The following is a 19203-nucleotide window of genomic DNA, read 5'->3' on the forward strand; positions in this document are numbered from 1 at the left end:
TCAAACAGAAAAATCGAGATGGTATTTAACTTACGGCGCCAAGGACATCGAATATGAAAAGTCTCATCTTAACCGAAAAAGATATTTATGAGCTTATAGATAAAGCGGACAAGTTAAAAAAGACCTTCAGCGATTTGGATATGCTTACCCTGGAGCAAAATTATCGCAAGCTAAATCCTTTGCAACTTAAGGAAGAAGAGAAGGTTGCAAAAATTATCAGAATTAACGACAGAACAGTTGTTGCCCCTGTGGTAAGCGAAAAACAAGCCACCATGATAGAGTATTGTGGGATTGTACTGGACCAGACCACTCGAAGTTTTGCACGAAAAGATGGATGGGACGACAAGGATTTGTTACAGCCTAAAAACCTGGCATCTAAAGAATATATGGATATTGCATTCCGTGCAGTAGCAAATTATCCTTTTTGCTCGGTTTTCACCGCCAGGACTGAATTTCTTGATTCTGACTCTCTCGAATATGGTGTTCCAGTCGCGGACTGCATGCTCGATATCGCCAGTAAAGTCGCATCGGACATTGGAAATCCTTTCAAGGAGGTTCTAAGCAAGTTGACGGGGGAGAAGGAAGTTAAAGAAGACGTCAAGAAGATATTGGATAATTGCTGGGGGGAGCATAATGAACTAAAGGGGGAAACTATATTCGATATTTCACCCGTATGGTCTCATAATGGTGGACTTGCCTGGAGTTACGGATTTAGTGGGTCAAACTATAAAGATAACTCTTGGAAAAAATTCCTGATCAGCAAAGCCCACAAAACAAACCAATATTATTCCGCCGCTTTTGGGGTGGCATACCGTGAGGGCATGTGGGAGGACGGCGATTGGGCGCGCATAATTAAAGAAAAACTTTCGAAGTCGAACCCTGATTGGAAGGGATTGCTTGACGCCGTTGATTTCAGTTTCTAATCGTAACTGCGCAGAATCTTCAGGGCAAGCAAATTCAGGCTTGCCTTGCATTCACCATGAGATAAACCAAATGAATTCTGCAAAAAAGGATACACTCTCCACAGTAAAAAGCTGCTTGTTGTACGCCAAAGCGCTGACTGAGGAAGAGCGCGAGATGATCGAGTTGACCCTCGCCTATATTCAATATAAATCCCATGAAAAAGCAAAATATACCTTGACCCAAGATATCTGGGGAACCCCCAAGGGAGTACTCAGCTATGGCTATTATAATATAATTAATAATGAAATATATAACCTGTCTTGGTGCAAGATTGAAGCGGCGCAAGTGGATTTGATTAACAAGACATATAAATCAAAAACTAACATCATGAATGCCGTGGCTTCTGAAGCGTGTGATGCCTTTTTGGACAATGACGATCCACTGGCGACTGAATTTAAGAATTTTATCAAAGAGCAACCTAAAAACTATGCTCCAGACGCGTTTCGACTAACCGATACATTTTGGAAGAAGAGAATAGAGAAGGGGAATAACGAAGGTATTCATACAGATATCTCAAACGCAATAAAGTATACCGATGGCAGTATTCGAATAGCTTATATAATGATGTATCTGTCAACTGAAATAAAAAGTTTTGACTTTTTGTTTGTGGAATATAACCATACAAAGACTAATGTTATACTGAATGGCTTTAGTTTGAAGCTTGACCTGGAAGAGTGGCGGGAGGTCAAGAGTAAAATAAAAAAAGAACTAGGCCCAAAAGACGATAGCTTTGCTGGGGTGGATTTTAGCCTCTAGAGGTGGCTGGGACTAACTCTATATCTCCGATTGTTTTCAGTTTTCTTATTGTGCAATACAATGAAACCTCTACTTTCTATAGTGATTTAAACACCCATCTGGCCGGGGCGACGAGGCAAGCGAAAGCCTCCGTTGCCGTTCGATAAGGCCGCCTATCATTAGCAATTATTTTTAGCTACCATCGTTGTACAGCTCATTCCATATTTAATAAAAGTCCGACACTCCTCCTCTCGGAGGTTATTGTCATTGGTTTTTTTGTATTCGGTTTAAATAAAAAAACAGTCTAAAAACTTCACCGTAATTGCTTGTTTTATTTTTTGCGTTAATAAACTGTTAAATATAATAGTTATTTAGGTGGGATGGTTATATAACCTTCCAGGTGAGGCATAATGAATGCCCCGATCATATTAAAGGAGTGTCATGATGACTGCTGCAACAATAAATTCGTATATCGAGCTGCTTAATGAAATGCGTGCTCATCATAAGAAATGTGTTCGTGAGGAAAGTGCTACAAAAACAACGCCTTCAGAACATCTTAGGAGTCTACATGCTTCTGCAATCAAGGGAGGGCAAAAAGAGCTAACAGAACCTTCCGTGGTACTTTTGCAAGCCTCGGCCAAGGGTAAAGGCGGAGCACATGCCGAAGATTCTCAGCGTGGGCTTACAGTAGCTACAACGGAGTTTAAAAATAGTGGTTCATCAAATGTCGATGAGTATAAGAAGAAGCTGGATAAACTTAGAGAAAAAGATAAAAAAAATGCTGAAGAGCATATCGATAAAATGTATGACGAAGCTATTGTTGAAATTGAGAATCATCCAGAAAGCGCCAGTGCTGTCGTTGGTTTTATGGAGGCCTTCGGTGGTAAATTCAATGAGGTTCTGAATACAGTCAAAACTTTTATCATGGATTTGGCAAAAAATATCATGAAGTGGGTTGGTGAGGTGTTCAGCAAGATTAAGGATACCTTCAATAAAGTTGTTGGATTTATCAGTGGTTGGTTTTAGTTTTCTGGCAACTGAAGTGATGTTCGACCAACTCAAGAGCGACGAAGCTATTCGGTGTGGCAACGCTTATGAGACTCGTCAGAAAGAGCTCTTGGGTACTACTCCAGAGAGTGGCTTGAGGCGGCAAGGGACATAGAAATACAGACGAAATAATAGATCGACGTTATGACAAAATTTTGAAGGAGGTAGATATTGATTTAGTACCCACTATCTGAGGGGCTGTGGATATCATATGCAACGTTGCTGTAGTGTAACTAAGTCCTTGCTCCAATTATACAGGCAGGCCCGAAAGGCTTGCCTTTTTTCGGTGCGCCCAGCATAGGCGCAATCTGGTAAGTGAACGTCCGACCGTAAGCTGACCACAGCGAACGAAGTGAAGCGCAACCTATCGTCCCAGTCCGGTACGACGCGTGGTCATTCCTCAGCCTGATGGCAGCGAACGCGAGTTGAGTATTCCCACGGTTACCAACCGTTTGATCCGACAAGCGCTACTGCAAATTTTGCAGTCTCTACTTAGGCGTGGACGAGGGTAAGAGTGCGGTGGAGCGAGGGTGTAGGTGGGACAGCCTTTGAAAGCACTGAGGCAGAATTCTTCAAAACTCTGAAATAGATTAGATAACTAGTAAAAGTAATAGATAAAAATTTTATTTATCATAACTACTGAATTTAGTTGACCTATTTAAAGCTTTTGATAGGCTAAAAAATATCGCAAATGATTTCAGTGCTTTAGATGTAGAGTGTCCAGAGAGAATTTACCTGTCAATCGAGTATGTCGATAAGAAAATCAGTTCATTTTATTATGACGATATAAAGCAACTTATCCAAGCTTCCATTGATACCAATAAAAAATGCCAAAGTTAAAGGAAGAGAGCTTAAAAATAAAATCTTTGACAATAAAAAAAGGATGGTGGGAGTAATTTATCATCCGTTGATCATGGGTGTGATGTCGGTTTTGTCAAGATATTGTCGCTAATTTGAGTGATGGCTCTATATAAACTTTACTTCTCGCTATGAACACCATTTGTCTATCGGTGCCATGTGTGACCCTGTCGCTCTTTCTACAATATTTTATTCATGTGGAGCGTTTAAAATAATTGCTAATGCCATTCCGCAATATTACAACCGATCCTATCGAAAAGATGTGATCGAAGGAATTAGGGAACATATGAAGAAAAAGGGGCAGCTATGCGGTCAGAATTTAGAGGTGTCGAGAAATTGTACCCATACCCCACCTCTAAATGCCTCGTGAAAAATCCTGACTGGTTGAGTTTCCGAAATTTCGATTAGAGCCACACCGATGACATACTGGTTTTGGAATACATAAGCCGGCGACGTCGTAGAAGGATAATGACTCAAACACGTCGAATAGGTTGACTATTATTATAAGTTGGTAGAGTGTGTTTCGGCTTAATCGAATGAATTCGTCACTCTGGTTGTTAAGTTTTATAGATGAAATCGATAAATCCAGTTGGCTTTATATGTTTTCGGTGAATGATGCTAAATAATCCAATGCGATCAAGGGGTCAATATGAATTCGGCACGTCAAAGCTTATGTGCATGTTACAATGCGGCTCGAATCTGGGGTTGATCGAAATTTGCTTATCGCGTTCTTCGGGCCAGTCGGATGGCCCTGGTCATTGGTACAAAAAACTCTGAACCACTCGCTCTGCTTGGTTGTTTCCCTTCAGAATCCCTTCTGGTCATAGGTCCACCCAAGACTACCTTCGGCCACTCCCACGCAGTGGGCATCATAAGACTCACCTTGGAAAATGCCGGCAATGCCTCCAGGCCCATGGCCGCCAAAGTAAAATACGACATCTGGGTCGGCAGAGAACTGCACATTGCCGATTGAGACTACGCCCACGGTCAGCCCACCATTACCCCCCGCACCGCTACCCGTATTGTGCAAAGGGTTGGTTGCGCCGTTGCCGCCGTTGCCGCCTGTTCCGCCGATTGCGCCGACGATACGGCTGCTGCTCATATGAACGGCGGTATTGGCCAGAATCACGGCAAATGAACCGCCCCCCTGCTGCCCACCGCCACCGCCTCCGCTGACACCGCGATAACCGTTGTAACCCGCACGGCCGCCCCCACCACGGCTCCCGCTCCAAAGGGTACTAGTAAAGCTCCCTATCATGTCCACCGAGGGCAAGCCCATGCCACCGCACATTGGTTGGTCATTGTTACCTATATTGCAACCGTCGCAACCTTTGTCGCCAGTGGCGCCAGGCGCCGCGTAGATTTCCGAATTGACGATGGCGAGTTGCTCACTGTATTTGACCTGCAAGGCGACGCTCGCCGCACCACCCGTCGACGCCCCGGGGCTGGCAAATATTTTGAAGTTCTCTATCTGCGTGGCCGATTTGATATTGATGGCCGTTATGGCCGACACACCGTTTGGCGGCGCCTTGATTAAGGAACGCAGGCCGTCGCTGGCCTGGCCTGTGCGCACACAGCCTCCGTAGAGACTGACGCCGTCACGCACCGTCAGCGAGGTGGTTTGTTGATACTCGCCGTAGCCGACCAGTACGCCGCAGCCGCTCGCCTGACAGTTGCCGAGGGCCTGTTCGATCGTGGCGCAGGCCGCCTCCAGCGACGCGCCGCAACTGTCGCTGTCAGTGCCGGCGGGGGTGACGTAGACCGCGCTGGTCAGTTGGCTGAGATCCGACGAGCCGCAGTCGGCCTCCCAGGCTGCCTTCGTTACCGTTGGGGTCACCACGGCGGCAAAGCGCGCGTCGGTGATATCGCTGGTAGCAGGATCCAGCGCCAGGTTGGCGGGCAGAAGGCTGTTACGCAAGAGGGTCTTGCGTCCGGCGTAAAGGCCCGTGTGTAACGTCGGTCCGAAGCGCACCCGGCTAAGGTCGGTGGCGGAGAAATCCGTTCCCCCTAGGTCGGTGTATTCCAGGTCGGTGCCGTCCATCTTTGCGCCGGTCAAATTGGCCCCCTGGAGATTGGCCCTTGAGAGGTCGGCATAGCCCTTGCCGCTTGGCTTAAGTATGGCGTTGCTCAGGTTAACATTGGTGAGATTGGCACCGGCGAGTTCGGCGCCACTGAGGTTCGCGCCGCTGAGGTTGGCATTGGTGAGATCGGCACCCAACAAGTTGGCATTGGTCAGGTCTCGACCCGACCAGTCGACACCGGTGAGGGTGCTGAATGGACAGGTCAGCGGCGAACCGCCGCAGGGTGCCGGCGCTGGCGATGCGGAGAGTGCAGCGGCGGCGAATGATGTCAGCGCCAGGAGCAGACCGTGCATTGCCGGTTGAAGTTTGAGGGCCATGGTGATCTCCTGATGTGGCGTATCGTTGTTGAGGAGTCGTCGCAAGCCAGCGACTGATCGAGAATACGGCGCGGTCATCGGGCCTCTCGTCGCGTTATTCGGGGCAGTCGAATGGCCCTGGTCATCGGTACAAAAGAGTCTTTAACCACTCGCTCTGCCTGGTTGTTTCCCCTCAAAATCCCTTCTGCTCATAGGCCCACCCAGGAGTACCTTCGCCTCGGGCCACACAGAGGGCATCATAATATTTACCTTGGATAGTGCCGGCACTGCCTCCAGGCCCGTGGCTGCCAAGGTAAAACACGACATCTGGGTCGGTAGAGAGTTGGACATTGCCGGCTGAGGCCAAGCCCACGGTCGGCCCGCCATTACCGCCCGCGCCGCTACCCGTATTGTGCAAAGGGTTGGTTGCGCCGTTGCCGCCGTCCCCGCCTTTTCCACCGCTTGCGCCGACGATGCGACTGTTGCCGATATGAACCGCGGTATTGGTCAGGAGCACGGCAAATGAACCGCCCCCCTGCTGCCCACCGCCACCGCCTCGGCTGATATAGCGGTGAACGTCGTAACCCGCACGGCCATCCCCACCGCGACTGCCGCTCCAGAGGGTATCGGTGAAGCTCCCCAGCATGTCCAACGAGGGCAAACCCAAGCCGCTGCATAGTGCTACGCCGCTGCTATCTGTCTTGCAGCTGTCGCAACCTTTGTCGCCAGGAGACCCGGGCGCCGCGTAGATTTCCGAGTTGACGATGGCGAGTTGCTCACTGTATTTGACCTGCAAGGCGATGCTCGCCGCGCCCCCCGTCGACGTCGCAGGGCTGGCAAATATTTTGAAATTCTCTACCTGTGTGGCCGAGTCGATGTAGGTCGCCGTCATGGCCGGCACACCGTTTGGCGGCGCCTTGATCAACGAGCGCAGACCGTCGCTGCTCTGGTCCGTGCGCACACAACCTCCGTAGAGATTGACGCCGTCGCGCACCGCCAGCGAGGTGGTTTGCTGATACTCGCCGTAGCCGACCAGCACGCCGCAGCCGCTCGCCTGACAGTTGCCGAGGGCCTGTTCGATTGTGGCGCAGGCCGCCTCCAGCGACGTGCCGCAGCTGTTGCTGTCAATACCGGCAGGGGTGACGTAGACCACGTTGGTCAGTTGGCTGAGATCCGACGAGCCGCAATCGACCTCCCAGGTTGTCTTCGTTACCGCTGGGTCCGCCACAGTGGCGAAGCGTGCGTCGGTGCTGTCGCTGGTAGCAGGATCCAGCGCCAGGTTGGCGGGCAGGAGGGTGTTGCGCAAGAGCGTCTTGCGCCCGGCGTAAAGGCCCGTGTGGAGCGTCGGTCCGAGGCGTGCCCGGCTAAGGTCGGTGGTGGAGAAATCCGCCCCCCCCAGATCGGTGTATTCCAGGTCAGTGCCGTCTATCTTCGCGCCGGTCAAATTGGCGCCCTGGAGATTGGCGCCGGAAAGGTCGGCATCGCCCTTGCCGCTCCGCTTAAGTATGGCGTTGCTCAGGTTGGCGTTGATGAGCTTGGCACCGGCGAGTTCGGCGCCGCTGAGGTTCGCACCGCTGAGGTTGGCCTGGGTGAGGTCGGCACCTTGCAGGTTGGCATTGGTCAGGTCCCGACCCGACCAGTCGACGCCGGTGAGGGTGCTGAATGGACAGGTCAGAGGCGAACCACCGCAGGATGTCGGCGCCTGCGCTGGCGACTCGGAGAGCGCAGCGGCGGTGAACGAGGTCAGGGCCAGGGCGAGACCGTGCATTGCCTGTCTACGTTTGTCGACCATGGTGATCTCCAGAAGTGTCAGATCATTGGGGAACCGGCGGCAGCCATTCACTGATCGAGGGTACAGTGCGGCCGTTAGGACCCGTGGTCGCGTTCTTCGGGCCTGCTGGTTTGCCCTGGCCGTCAGTCACCATCGCGTAGTTCAGCGCGTAGAGCGTATGCCACATATCAACTGCCAGACGAGCAGCCGCCAAGCCATCGGTAGTCACCAGTGGATTGGTGGTCGGTGCCGACGTGCCATATTGATAGATGGCCATGTGGTAGTCGCTGACCTGTGAACCGTCCCCCGCGTAGTACAGGATGTAGAGGTAGGTCATGTGCTGATCGCCGATCGCGCAGATGTCCAAGTAGGTGTTGTCGCCCGTGGTGGACAGGTTCAGGAACGAAGTGGGTAAGCCCCCTCCGTCAAAAAAGCGGCTCACCGGATTGCCATTGAGGTCGAAAGCCTGCACGCGGGCGAGGACCACGCCCTGGTCATCGAAAGACTTGGTGTCTTCCAGCACCAGCACTGTGCCGTCGTAAGCGCAACTCACTGCCACGGGATGGAACAGCAGCCCCGGCCGGTCGACCGTTCGCGCCAGACCGGCATGGATGCGGGCCATTGGTACGTCCGCGTCGGCCGCCCCGGCCGGGACCAATTGGCCTATCTGAATTTTCGCAGGTTGCGTACTCACGGCGATGACGAAACCTGAGGGGTGTAGCGCGATGGAGTCGGGCTGGAGTTGGAAGCGGCCGTAGCTGAGTAGGTTGTTACCCATGTCGAACGGAGTCGGTGACGACAGCGTGACCTTGCGTAGGTGGAAGCCGCCGTCCTTTAAGGGATCGTTGTTGGCCTTGCGCGGGTCGACGTAATACTCACCCAAAGGCTGGTCATTTGGGTCCGGTAGTGGATGACCGTCTGGACCGAGTATCCAGTTGCCATCCTGCATCAAGAACTTGGGAGGATAGGGGTCATAGACCAACAGGGTCTGCGCGTCCAGGCCGTAGGCCGGAAATTGCAGGTCGTCCATCGGTGTGCCTGGGATATTGGTGTTCTGCATGGCGAATAATTGGCCACCCAGTCCACTGGACAAGGAAGTGATACCCATGCCAGCTGCCTTCCAGGCCGTACCCACTGCGCCGTAGCGCTGGCTCAAGGTGAGCCCGGACCAGATGGAAATTGCATTGCCATCGCTGCTGGTGTTGGCGTCGGTGATCGTGGCCGTGGGTGCCTTGCCTGTGGATTGCCAAACGTAAGTAGCGTTCTGATACGTCAGCAAGGCGCTATGTTCATAGACCGATTTTTCGCTCAGCGGCACCGGATATTGCACCAGGAACATCTCAATATCGCTGGCGTCGGCCTCATCGTTGTTCACCACACCCGTGGTCGCTTTGCCAGCCAGCCAGGTGTCGATGTAGTAATCGGCTTCGAACTTAACTTGGCCGCCCAGTGTGTTGTTTGGGAAAACCGCGGCCAATATGGGAGGGGTACTCGTGGGCACCGGTACGGTAGCTATCACGGTCGCCCGCAACTGGTTTTGATAGATGACTTTAACCTTCAGACTGGCCTTACTGCCTGCCGGAGGCTGTGGAAATGCCTGGTGTCGAGGGTCGGGGTGGACCTTCACCGTGGTGGTGATCGAGGTCGAAATCGAGTTCGCAATGTTCCACGGCGAGGTGGCCACTTCCACGATCGTCTCAGCTATCTGGGCGATGCCGGTGACGACATTGATGGCGGCGATGATCCAGCCTGCGAAGGGGATCTCGTCGACCAGTTCCTCACCCACCATTTCAGCCTCGATCCATGCCAGGAGTTTGGTGGCGGCCGGATCGAACAGCACTTTCGCCAGTGAAGAGAAGGCATGCCAGTTCATTTGCTTATTGGCGGCACTCGTGCCGAATTGCGTGCCATAGTAGGCTAATCCGCCGCCGATCACCGCGCTGAGGAACTTGGCGTCCGACATCAGCCCGTTGACAAAGTGATACAGCGGCTTGCAGGCCTGCATCGCCGTGGCAAAGCCGAGCATGAACGCAGGCACGGCGAGATTAACGCAGCCGGTCATGACGCCGCCCACAATAGGCGACTTCGGCCATGCGTCGGAGCCTGTGCCTAAACCAGAGCCATAGATCGCGGCGCTTACCGCGTCCTCGGGAAAGGTCAGGGTGACTTGCAGCACACCCGGATCGGATAGGATCGGCACGGCCATTACGTTGTTCACCGGTCCTATATAGCCGAGCCAGCGCAGGTCGTCGTAGTCGATGTTCAGGCCTCGCAGCGCATTGTAGGTCATGTCAGGATTATCGATTTTCCAATCCGCTACGCTGATGGCGTTACCCTTGGCGTCGAAGAATCGGATGTAGGCCCCCAGGTAACGAACATAGGTGTTGCTCATCGTCAACCGAAGCTGGCGCCGGGCTGAGTCCAACACCTGTATCGAGGTCTGCAAGCCATACGCGGTGCCGGTGCTGCCTAGCGTTGCCTGCCAATCGTCCGCCTGATCGAGGTCAATCCGGACCGCCAGCCGCATCGTCTGTTCCTCGGTCGCGCAATCCTGTACCGATGTGCCCGGCTGCAGGGTCCACTTCTTATTTTTCAGTGTCATGTCATTCTTGGTGGCCTTCATCAAGGCTGTGGCCACCGCACCGGCGGAGATGACGATTTGCTCTGTGGGCTGCGATATGTAGTAGGTGGTGTGACCGTCGCAGCCTTTCCCTGCACTCTTTGGCGGCGTAAATGGCACCAGGGTGGCCCAGCCCGACTCCTCGCCAGGCGCGCCCATCTGCCGCATCTCAAGCGCAAGTGTCTGAAATTGGTCACTGATGGCTTGGTCGTTGTCCATATAGTTGTAGATGGTTGCTGTCAGCGCCGGATCGGCGTTGATCAGGTCCGGATGGTGAAATATCAGCGCCTTGGCGGTGGACGGGTAGTCGATAGTAGTGTGGAAGGCCGTTTCGGCAGTGGCGTGTGCACCGCTAAGCGCTTGCGGTGGCGGCACATGGATGGCGACGTTGCCCAGCCCCACCTGACTCTTGGCTTGGGGCCGCGTGCGCAGTGTGTGCTTGATGTGGACTCGTACAACGCAGTTGGCCGGTAGGTCGACGACGTCACGCGTGTAGTGAGTAAGGCATTCGTCCGGCGTGGCCGTCAACCGGGCGTTGCTGGCCTTGGCCATGGCACGTGTCTCGTCGGTATGGGCAATCAACGGATACCGGCGCCCGCCTGCCTGAAGCCAATAATCCTCATTGGCGAGCGCATCGCGCAGGTCGGCATGATAGATGGCCTTCATCCATATTTTCGTTTCTTCTGTATGCATGACTTCTCTCCATGGGAGTCAGGGGGCGAGCCGAAGGACTGCAATGCCGGACGAGACATAACGTGCTCGCTGGCTATTGGTGTGAGCGCTCTATGGGGTAACGCCTCGGCTCCAAGGTGGCGCATGAAGGATTCGGTTGCGTAATCCATTGCGTTTTTTGCGGGTTGAACAATGCACACTGGCTGGTCTGCAAGGCGGTAGATGTGCCTGTGAGATCGAGGCTGGCGCAGTCGAACGTCGGATTGCAGGCCAGGTAGAGCGACGTCAGCGAACCGCTTTGCGCGATCGACTTGGCATCGCCGAGGGTGATGATTGAGTTGTAGGAAAGGTCCAGATAAGCCAGCGAGGTGAGTCGCGACAGGTCTTTGTTGTAACCGTCGAGTACGCTGGTAAGGTGATTATTCGACAAGTCGGCAAAGACAACGCTGTCGAGGATTGCCAGGTCGAAACTGGTGAAATGGTTGGAGGAAAGATCCAACACGACCGGATCCAGATTCACCAAGCCAATGATGGACTGTAGCTGGTTGTTGGATACGTCCAGGTTGACCAGGTTAGCCAGCTCCGTGACGTCCAGCGTGGTGAGTTGGTTATTGCTCAGATTGAGTGTCTTGAGCTGTTTGAACGGCTCTTTGAACTGGAACTGGGTAATCTGGTTGTCACTCAGGTTCAGTCTGGTCAGTCCGGTGAAGTGCTCCAGGCCGGTCAGATCGGTGATGCCGTTGCCTGGGCAACTGATCTCCGGCACCGTCGCGGCAGTAGTGATGCTGATCGATGACAATTTCTCTGAAAACATGCCTAAGATGCAGGCCTTCAGGTTGGCATCGTTGAACTTTACCTGCTCGCCCATTGGCTTGTCACAGTCGGGCTTGGACCAAACCGTTTGGGTGCCGTGGTTGGCGGTGCACAGATTGGTCCGCCATTCGTCGATTGTCCATTGCGTCCCACTGCATTGGGCAAAATCGCCATTGGGGCAGGTGACCGGGGCCTTTAGCACCGGATAGTCGACATCGCCATAGGCCTGCTGAGTGATGTCGACGTTACCGCACCAGGTCTTGCCACCTGGTTGAGGGCAACACGCGCCTTTCGGTATCACGCCTGACGGCATCACAGCGGCTTGGAAGTTGCTGTCCGTTACCGTCGCGTTCTTGAAGTTGCTGCCGCCCAGCTGCGAGCAAAAGAAGTTGACTGTCGAGCCGCCATTGGGCGTGGCCTTGATCGTGGCGTCGGTGAATTGCGCGTTTTGAAGAATCGTCGAACTGAAGTTCACGCTCTCTAGCACGGCACCGTCAAAGGTAGTGCCCGGCATGATGGAGCCCGAAAAGTCGGTACCATTCAACGTCGTGCCCTGGTCGAATCGAGCATCGGTGAGGACGGAGTTGTTGAAAGTGACGTTATTGATGTGCGCGTTCTGGAAGTTGGCCTTGGTGAGATTGGCACCGGCTATGCTAGCCGCCGGAAGCTCGCCGGTTGCCTCCAGAAAGGCTTTGCGAAAGGTGGCCTGAATCGCACTGACGCCCACCAGGTTGGCACCCGTCAGTTTCACTTTATCGAATACTGCTTTGTTGAGGATAGCTGACTTCAGATTGGCGTTCGTGAGGTCTGCGATAGCGTCGGGAGCGGTTGTGCCCGGCACCGCCGGACAAGGCGTACCGTAAGTGTCGAGCTGGCCGGAAGTGCCAGAGAGCAGTGCGCAGTCGAGTTTGGCATCATGCAATTGCGCATTGACCAGTTTAGCGCCATTGAGCGCGGTGGCGGTCAATTGGGCATAATTAAGCGTGGTGCCGGTGAAGTCGACCAGGGTCAGATTGGCCCCGTTGAAATCGATATTAGTGAGGTCGGTGCCTGCCAGCATTGCGCCGGTGAGGTTCTGGCCGGCCAGCGAAAAATCGTCTGGGTTGAGATTCCGGAAACTGGCGTTGGTGAAGTCAACACGGCCCCAATTGTCCGGGGTGATAGCGTTGATGTCGATGACGCTGCCGACGAATTTTGTTCGGCAATAGGGGTTGGCGAAAATTTTCTGCCTGGGACCGAATTGGGCTTGCACCAGCCCGACGTAGGAGAAGTCAGTGCAGTTGAGGTTGGCATAGCTGAAATCGGTTTTGTTCATCAGTGCACCGATAAAGCAGGTATTGGTCAGTGTCGCGCCGGAGAAGACCACGTTACCCTTGTCGCTAAGACCTAAGTCCGCACCTCGGAAACTGGCTCCGGTGAGATCCTGATCGGCAAATATCGCGCCCTTGAGAGTGGTATTGGTGAAGTCCGCGCCTATGAGCGACCCAGCGGGCAGGCTGCTGAAGTTGTAGTTGGTCAGATTTTTGCCCGCATAAGAAGTGCCACTAGTTGCCGGACACGGTACCATCTCGGCAATCGTCTGCGCGGCGGAAGCCGTGGTGGTGAACAACAGGGTCATCAGCAATGTGACTATTAGCAACGCGGTCGTGCGCTTGGTACAGAGGTATAAGAAGAACGCTTCATACGGATGTCCGCGCATGGTGGAAGAACCTCCGAAATAGTGGTGAACGGATAAGTAGGTCTTCTTTAATTGCTGAATAGACGATTGTGTGTGCTCGATATTAGTTATGCGGCATCTATATTCAAAGCCCTATTGAGGAATGCTTTGTAAGCGTCTCGCTCAATTTTGTTCGTCTAGATATTTACGGTCGCTTACTAGATGCACTTGCCAAGTAAATTGTTGGTCATGGCATAAAATCGCTTATGATTTCCTTGTGTCAATAGTTTTTTACTTATCTCCATGCGTACATGATAATTTCCAGAGAGGGTCAGTCATTGCCATTTGCAACAGACTCGCTGGCGATTATGTCAATGTGTGATATTCCTTTGCGGCCAATACCTTAAAACATACCATGCTGTCTTTGGTAATAGTGTATGTTATCTTCAAGTTGTCGAATTTAAAATTATTTTTAATGTTGGCAAAGCTGTTTTCCAAAGACTTGATGTCAGCTGCCGAGAGCCATTTTTCTTCCCTGGCTGTAATAAGCTTGTTGACGCTGTTCATATAGCTTTCAACAGATTCTGAGTTTTCATTAAAGTAGCTGATGTAGACATCTAGCAGATCTTTAAATCTATCGAGATTCCTGATTACCCGATTTGCTGTTTCAAGCCATCCATTGATTGCTATATACAAAATAAAAGGTTCGTTAGCAATGTTTCTAACGAAATCATTGTAGTTGGCTACTGCTGTGTTTAGTGTATCCACCGCCGTTACTACATTGTACACATCCATGCCGGCGTTTATCGTGGCTGCAGTACAGGCGAGTGCGACCGGAACATAAGCGCCAGCAGTAAGCGCTGTTTTTCCATAACTGATTAAGCAATAAACCAATCCTCCTGCAACTGCCGCTCCAGTCAGCAGTAATGAACCATTTATCAACGATTTTTCTGCAGAGGCTAAATTCCTTTCTTCCGTTTCAATAGCTTGTGTGTAAGTTTTAAGCGCTGTCTGCATGGTGTCAAAGCTATCGTCGTCACTAAATGAGAGGCTCAGCCTGTTCAATTCGTTTTGCAATGGGGTTAAGTCAGCCATAGTCCTGATTCTCAGTGACTTGAGCTTGGCGTAAATGTCGTTGATGGATGACTCCAAGTCGTTTATATCCATCAGTTTTCGCATATTATCAATGGCGGTAACGCCGGCTTTTGAGCTTTTTATTATATTTTTTGATGTGGGGCCGACGAAGTATTTTTGCTGTTTTCCTATGACTATATTCGCCTGTTTTATCGCATCTATCAGATTGTCGGATGCATAGATATAATCACGATGCCAGAGTTTATTTAGTGTTTCGTCCAACGTTGACAGTGCGTTGAAAAATGGTGAGGCACTAAATTTAAAAGTCACTTTTTGATCAGCTACGTATTCTGTAATTCTTTGGTAGACACGAAGCAGGTCCGCATCGGCTGAGTCCCTGAGAGGGACGATTTCGGGGCACAACCTGGCTGATTCATAATATTGGAATACCGGGTATATATATCGTGCCAGATCTGAATAATATTTCATTATTGTAATTTCCTCTGGGTGAGGTCGTCATGTCCCGTATTGCGCACAATGAGCCGGTTGCTCCCATTAGCATTTTTGCAATATCAGTTTTGAGAGGAAAGCTGATGCTTTCGTCTAGGTTGAACTGCATAACTATGTTGAGGGGATAGAAGTCGCAAAAAATATTTTGTTTGAATGTTGTGCATAAAAATTAGCACTGTCTTTTTTGCTGTGAGTTATGATTTTTATCAGTTTTCTGGCGCGCTACATTTTTCGGTTTGACCTGCTTTCCATTGTTTAATGAGTCGAAGCTTTAATATCGATATCATACTGGTCGTCCTCACAGCGTTACGGGCGAGCCGATTCACGCCGAACGTCGGCACCCTCGCTGATGTTTCTATGAATAATAATAGTTTTTAAATCTGGATAGCGCCTATAAATTATATTTGCATGGAAAGTATTTCATGTTCATAAAATAAATGAAAAATTTTAAATATTGCGCAGGGGAAATGGCTGATGGGCTATCAATATGTATTTTTCCGGTCATCGCAACGGCTCGATGTGAATAAGCCGGATTACTCTGTTTTTGAAAAAGGCTATCCGGACGGAGCCGGTTGGACTCCTTCGACAACGGATACATACAAGCCATTTGAACAGTTGGACGATAGCTATCCATTTGGTGCCAATCCAACCGCCTTTTTTGATAAGGAAAACGAAAGTATTTACATGTTGCTTAGGACAAATAATTATCTCGGAATAACAGGGTGCAAGATTTATCTTCAAAATCTACGCTGGAATATAGCGGGAGTAGATCTGAGTATAACCTCAGAAGAAAGCGTTATCCCGTATTTAACTAATGAGCATCTTCACTTGTTTTATCAGGAGAGTAAGGGGCAGATTTCCTGGTCGCAATATTCTTTTGATTATAATTCTGAAAAAATAGAGCCGTTAAACACTGTAACAGTTTCCAGGGATCATGTTCAATTAGATGGCTATCCCTCTATATCTGTAAGGTATAAGCCCGAATCTAAAAAATATATTGGCCGGTTATTTTTTAGAAACAAGTCAAATTTGATGTGCAGTTTGAGAATAGATGACCTCGAAAAAATGAAAATTGATGAAAGCTCCTTGGAGGTTTATTCTGAAATTGAGATGCAACATAGTCCTAGTGTCCTAAGTACGGGAGATGACCGTGGATTTACCACATTTTATGTGTTTTATCATTCAAAGGAAAAAACGGGCGAAATGTTATGCGCAAAAATAGACGGTTTTGGAAAATATATCAGTAAACATAAATTGAAATCATTTAATAATGACATCAAGTCCTCGCCATCTACTTTGATGGTTGATTATCCAAACGCCTATGTATTTTATACTTCGGCAAAAAGGGACGCTAAGAAAGTTGAGGTTAGGGAAATAAGCAGAGCTTGGGTGAATTTGAAGGATATGGAGGTTGTGTCAACCTCGCCGATTAAAAATTCGAATCCATTGGGTTCTGATGCTGCTCCCTTTGCACTGGATGGTGGCGATGTTCTCATTAAGAATTTTTCGGGTGTTTAAATTCGTGTAAATGCTGTGGCGCCGGTTGCAGTGAGTCGCCACCAGGCATGGGAGGTAGGATACCGGCCAGTTTTCGTGAGCTCCGCTGGTGTCCTGTCCGCCGATCAGAAGGACGGCAGGTATATAGAGCCAACAAGTGTCGAGTCAGAGATAGTTCCGCCGTGGAGCGACGCCCATGGCGGAACATGGCGGCATCGCGCAGTGGATTCCAGATCAGGCTGCGCATTTCGAATGCAGAGTCCGCGAGCAGAACCGGGGCGTTGAAGGAGGGGCCATGGCGGCGATCCAGCATGACTATCGGCCTCCTCAATGCCGACGCCAGCATCTGTGCATAAACAGCACAAGACATCTACAATCTGCCCTGTGTGCGAGCGGGTGTCATTTGCTTAGTATTTCGTTGACTTATCCAACTGAAGAAGGAAGTACTCATGCAAAGGTTTACCCGTCGACTGATGGCTGCTTGTGCGTTTTCTGGCATAGTTGCTAACACCGTCGCTTCTGCTAGCGATCACCCGACCATCCGGGCGATGTCGGGTGCGGAGCCGATCAGGCAACTGGAGGCAGGAAAGTCTGCTCTGGTTGTAATCGATTTCCAAAACGAATACTTCACTGGCAAAATGCCGATTCTCGATGGCCTCGCGGCGCTGGCCAATACCCGCGAGTTGATAAAATTTGCCGATAACAACAAGATCCCGGTCTATCGTGTCCAGCACGTTGCCCCGGCAGGTTCCGCTGTGTTCGCCCTTGATGGCGAAACGGTTAAACTCCATCCAGACATGCAGTCACGTGCCCAGGATACCCTGCTTCAGAAGACCACCGTCAGTGTTTTTGGCAGTACCGATCTGGACAGCCGCTTGAAAAAAGCCGGAATTAATACGCTGATTATCAGCGGCCTGATGACTCACGCTTGTGTCGCTGGCGCCGCGCGTGACGCTGCCCCGTTGGGTTACCATGTCCTGGTTGCTTCCGATGCGTCGGCTACTCGCGCCATTACTCGTGCCAATGGCGAATCCGTTGACAAAGATTCGTTGCACGACGCTGCACTGGCGGCAGTCGAAGATGCCTTTGGCGACGTGATGACCACCGCGAAGATCTTGAAACTACCAGTGCGGTAGATTATTCGATGAATCAGATACTCGCTATGTACACCTTTCGTTGCATCGTTGAATCCCAAGGCTTTTCGGCCGCGGCTCAACGAATGGATACCAGTCATTCTTCGGTGTCGCGTCAATTGCAACAATTGGAGAAAACATTGGGCGTGCGCCTGATAAGTCGAAATACACGTCGTCTAAGTCTTACCTCAGCTGGCGAAAAATATTACGCCGCTTGTGTGGATATTCTTGAGCGCGTCGATACCGCGGCCCAAGCCGTTACCAATGAGCAAGACCGACCTTCAGGGGTGCTGCGTATCACGGCACCTCTGGTTGTTGGCACACTCGATCTGGCCAGTTGGTTACCGGCTTTTCAGCAGCGTTTTCCGGATATTCAAATTGATTTGTCCTGCTCTGATCTATTAGTCGATCTGATCGCTGGGCGCTTCGATGTCGCCTTACGCATTTGCGGGCCTTTGGTCGATAGTAGCCTGGTCGCGCGTTTGTTGAGCGTATCGCCGATGGTACTGGTGGCTTCCGGCGCCTATGTGGGTAAGTTCGGTTTACCGCGTAGCACTGCGGAATTAGGTGATCACCGGATTTTGAGCTACGGAACGTCCCGTCAGTGGTTGCTTGAGTCCGAGACGGGGCCACCGATAACCGTTGTTCACGACAACGGATTTCGTTCCGATACCGTCACCGCGCTGCACGCGTCCGCGCTTGCCGGCGCGGGCATTGCGTCCTTCACATTGGCCACCGTTCAAGATGATCTAAAAGTTGGTAGGCTAGTCAGAATTCTTCCGGAATATACCCTTGGTGTACGCCATTACTATGCGGTCTATCCTCATGCTCGCCATTTACCTCCCAAGGTTCGGGCGTTTGTAGATTTTATGGCTGAGTATTACCGGTCCGATTCTTGAAGGGCAAAAAGCAAGAAATTTTTATGCTAATGCCCAGTATGCAGTTGCGAAGAAAATACAACTGCTTTACTGGTCCGAGGGTGTCGCAGTTTTAGAGTTAAGTTCGACAGTGACAAATGGACACGGCAACATCAATCCCAGCTCAACGCGCCACCGGTCTGATACTCGATCACGCGGGTCTCGAAGAAGTTCTTCTCTTTCTTCAAGTCCATGATCTCGCTCATCCAGGGGAACGGGTTAGTGGTGCCCGGATATTCTTCCTTCAAGCCGATTTGGCTCAAGCGACGGTTGGCGATGAACTTGAGGTAGTCTTCCATCATCGCCGCGTTCATGCCCAGTACGCCGCGTGGCATGGTGTCGCGGGCGTATTCGATTTCCAGTTGGGTGCCCTGCAGGATCATCTGGGTGGCTTCTTCCTTCATCTCGGCATCCCACAGGTGCGGGTTTTCGATCTTGATCTGGTTGATCACGTCGATGCCGAAATTCAAGTGCATGGATTCGTCGCGCAGGATGTACTGGAACTGCTCGGCCACGCCAGTCATCTTGTTGCGCCGCCCCATGGACAGGATCTGGGTGA

11 protein-coding genes and 2 pseudogenes are annotated in these 19203 nt (G+C 51.2%); 7 read left to right on the forward strand and 6 right to left on the reverse strand.

The genetic code is table 11. The features are described from left to right. The first annotated feature begins 53 nt into the window (after window positions 1–53). The 4 genes and pseudogenes from AWM79_RS23945 to AWM79_RS25835 form a co-directional block, all read left to right on the forward strand. Window positions 54–923 (forward strand): hypothetical protein, encoded by an 870-nt coding sequence (locus tag AWM79_RS23945; protein WP_060783910.1) that lies wholly within the window; start codon window positions 54–56, stop codon window positions 921–923. Further along, a complete protein-coding gene (locus AWM79_RS23950; RefSeq protein ID WP_156430151.1) occupies window positions 898–1719 on the forward strand; it encodes a hypothetical protein in 822 nt (273 codons plus the stop codon). The genes AWM79_RS23945 and AWM79_RS23950 overlap by 26 nt, the downstream gene beginning before the upstream one ends. A gap of 420 nt (window positions 1720–2139) precedes the next feature. After that, window positions 2140–2724 (forward strand): hypothetical protein, encoded by a 585-nt coding sequence (locus tag AWM79_RS23955; RefSeq protein ID WP_017134419.1) that lies wholly within the window; start codon window positions 2140–2142, stop codon window positions 2722–2724. A 377-nt stretch (window positions 2725–3101) separates the two neighbouring features. Next, window positions 3102–3239: pseudogene (locus AWM79_RS25835) on the forward strand (group II intron reverse transcriptase/maturase); the annotation flags it as partial. Window positions 3240–4408: 1169 nt separating this feature from the next. On the opposite strand, the gene AWM79_RS25465 reads toward AWM79_RS25835, so the two are convergent. The 5 genes from AWM79_RS25465 to AWM79_RS23980 all read right to left on the reverse strand — a co-directional run bounded on the left by AWM79_RS25465 (window position 4409) and on the right by AWM79_RS23980 (window position 15076). Next, entirely contained in the window at window positions 4409–6001 is a 1593-nt protein-coding gene (locus tag AWM79_RS25465; RefSeq protein ID WP_060783913.1) for a pentapeptide repeat-containing protein, read from the reverse strand. Window positions 6002–6173: 172 nt separating this feature from the next. Next, window positions 6174–7772 carry a pentapeptide repeat-containing protein gene (locus AWM79_RS23965; protein ID WP_060783914.1) on the reverse strand — a complete coding sequence of 533 codons (1599 nt, stop codon included), beginning with the start codon at window positions 7770–7772 and terminating at the stop codon, window positions 6174–6176. 22 nt (window positions 7773–7794) lie between these two features. Next, window positions 7795–11064, reverse strand: coding sequence for a hypothetical protein (locus AWM79_RS23970; RefSeq protein ID WP_244159605.1), 3270 nt, complete (start codon window positions 11062–11064; stop codon window positions 7795–7797). 73 nt (window positions 11065–11137) lie between these two features. Further along, window positions 11138–13555, reverse strand: coding sequence for a pentapeptide repeat-containing protein (locus AWM79_RS23975; protein ID WP_060783916.1), 2418 nt, complete (start codon window positions 13553–13555; stop codon window positions 11138–11140). Window positions 13556–13879: 324 nt separating this feature from the next. Beyond that, entirely contained in the window at window positions 13880–15076 is a 1197-nt protein-coding gene (locus tag AWM79_RS23980) for a hypothetical protein (RefSeq protein WP_060783917.1), read from the reverse strand. Window positions 15077–15571: 495 nt separating this feature from the next. Here AWM79_RS23980 and AWM79_RS23985 point away from each other — a divergent pair, with 495 nt between their 5' ends. From AWM79_RS23985 to AWM79_RS23995, 3 genes are all read left to right on the forward strand, one after another. Then, on the forward strand, window positions 15572–16615 hold the full coding sequence (locus AWM79_RS23985) for a hypothetical protein (RefSeq protein ID WP_060783918.1): 1044 nt from the start codon (window positions 15572–15574) through the stop codon (window positions 16613–16615). A 428-nt stretch (window positions 16616–17043) separates the two neighbouring features. After that, entirely contained in the window at window positions 17044–17730 is a 687-nt protein-coding gene (locus tag AWM79_RS23990) for a cysteine hydrolase family protein (RefSeq protein ID WP_060783919.1), read from the forward strand. Between the two features lie 8 nt (window positions 17731–17738). Next, a complete protein-coding gene (locus AWM79_RS23995) occupies window positions 17739–18626 on the forward strand; it encodes a LysR family transcriptional regulator (protein WP_017134428.1) in 888 nt (295 codons plus the stop codon). A 131-nt stretch (window positions 18627–18757) separates the two neighbouring features. Here the strand turns inward: AWM79_RS23995 and AWM79_RS25470 are convergent. Further along, window positions 18758–19201: pseudogene (locus AWM79_RS25470) on the reverse strand (ribonucleotide-diphosphate reductase subunit beta); the annotation flags it as partial. Window positions 19202–19203 lie beyond the last annotated feature (2 nt).

Origin of the sequence: Pseudomonas agarici (genome assembly GCF_001543125.1) — a bacterium.
GTDB lineage: Bacteria > Pseudomonadota > Gammaproteobacteria > Pseudomonadales > Pseudomonadaceae > Aquipseudomonas > Aquipseudomonas agarici.

Bases quoted from the DNA above. Each gene is read 5' to 3' on its own strand.
- AWM79_RS23945 (WP_060783910.1), top strand. From the start codon at position 54: ATGAAAAGTCTCATCTTAACCGAAAAAGATATTTATGAGCTTATAGAT.
- AWM79_RS23955 (WP_017134419.1), top strand. From the start codon at position 2,140: ATGATGACTGCTGCAACAATAAATTCGTATATCGAGCTGCTTAATGAA.
- AWM79_RS25465 (WP_060783913.1), bottom strand. From the start codon at position 6,001: ATGGCCCTCAAACTTCAACCGGCAATGCACGGTCTGCTCCTGGCGCTG.
- AWM79_RS23965 (WP_060783914.1), bottom strand. From the start codon at position 7,772: ATGGTCGACAAACGTAGACAGGCAATGCACGGTCTCGCCCTGGCCCTG.
- AWM79_RS23970 (WP_244159605.1), bottom strand. From the start codon at position 11,064: ATGCATACAGAAGAAACGAAAATATGGATGAAGGCCATCTATCATGCC.
- AWM79_RS23975 (WP_060783916.1), bottom strand. From the start codon at position 13,555: ATGCGCGGACATCCGTATGAAGCGTTCTTCTTATACCTCTGTACCAAG.
- AWM79_RS23980 (WP_060783917.1), bottom strand. From the start codon at position 15,076: ATGAAATATTATTCAGATCTGGCACGATATATATACCCGGTATTCCAA.
- AWM79_RS23985 (WP_060783918.1), top strand. From the start codon at position 15,572: ATGGGCTATCAATATGTATTTTTCCGGTCATCGCAACGGCTCGATGTG.
- AWM79_RS23990 (WP_060783919.1), top strand. From the start codon at position 17,044: ATGCAAAGGTTTACCCGTCGACTGATGGCTGCTTGTGCGTTTTCTGGC.
- AWM79_RS23995 (WP_017134428.1), top strand. From the start codon at position 17,739: ATGAATCAGATACTCGCTATGTACACCTTTCGTTGCATCGTTGAATCC.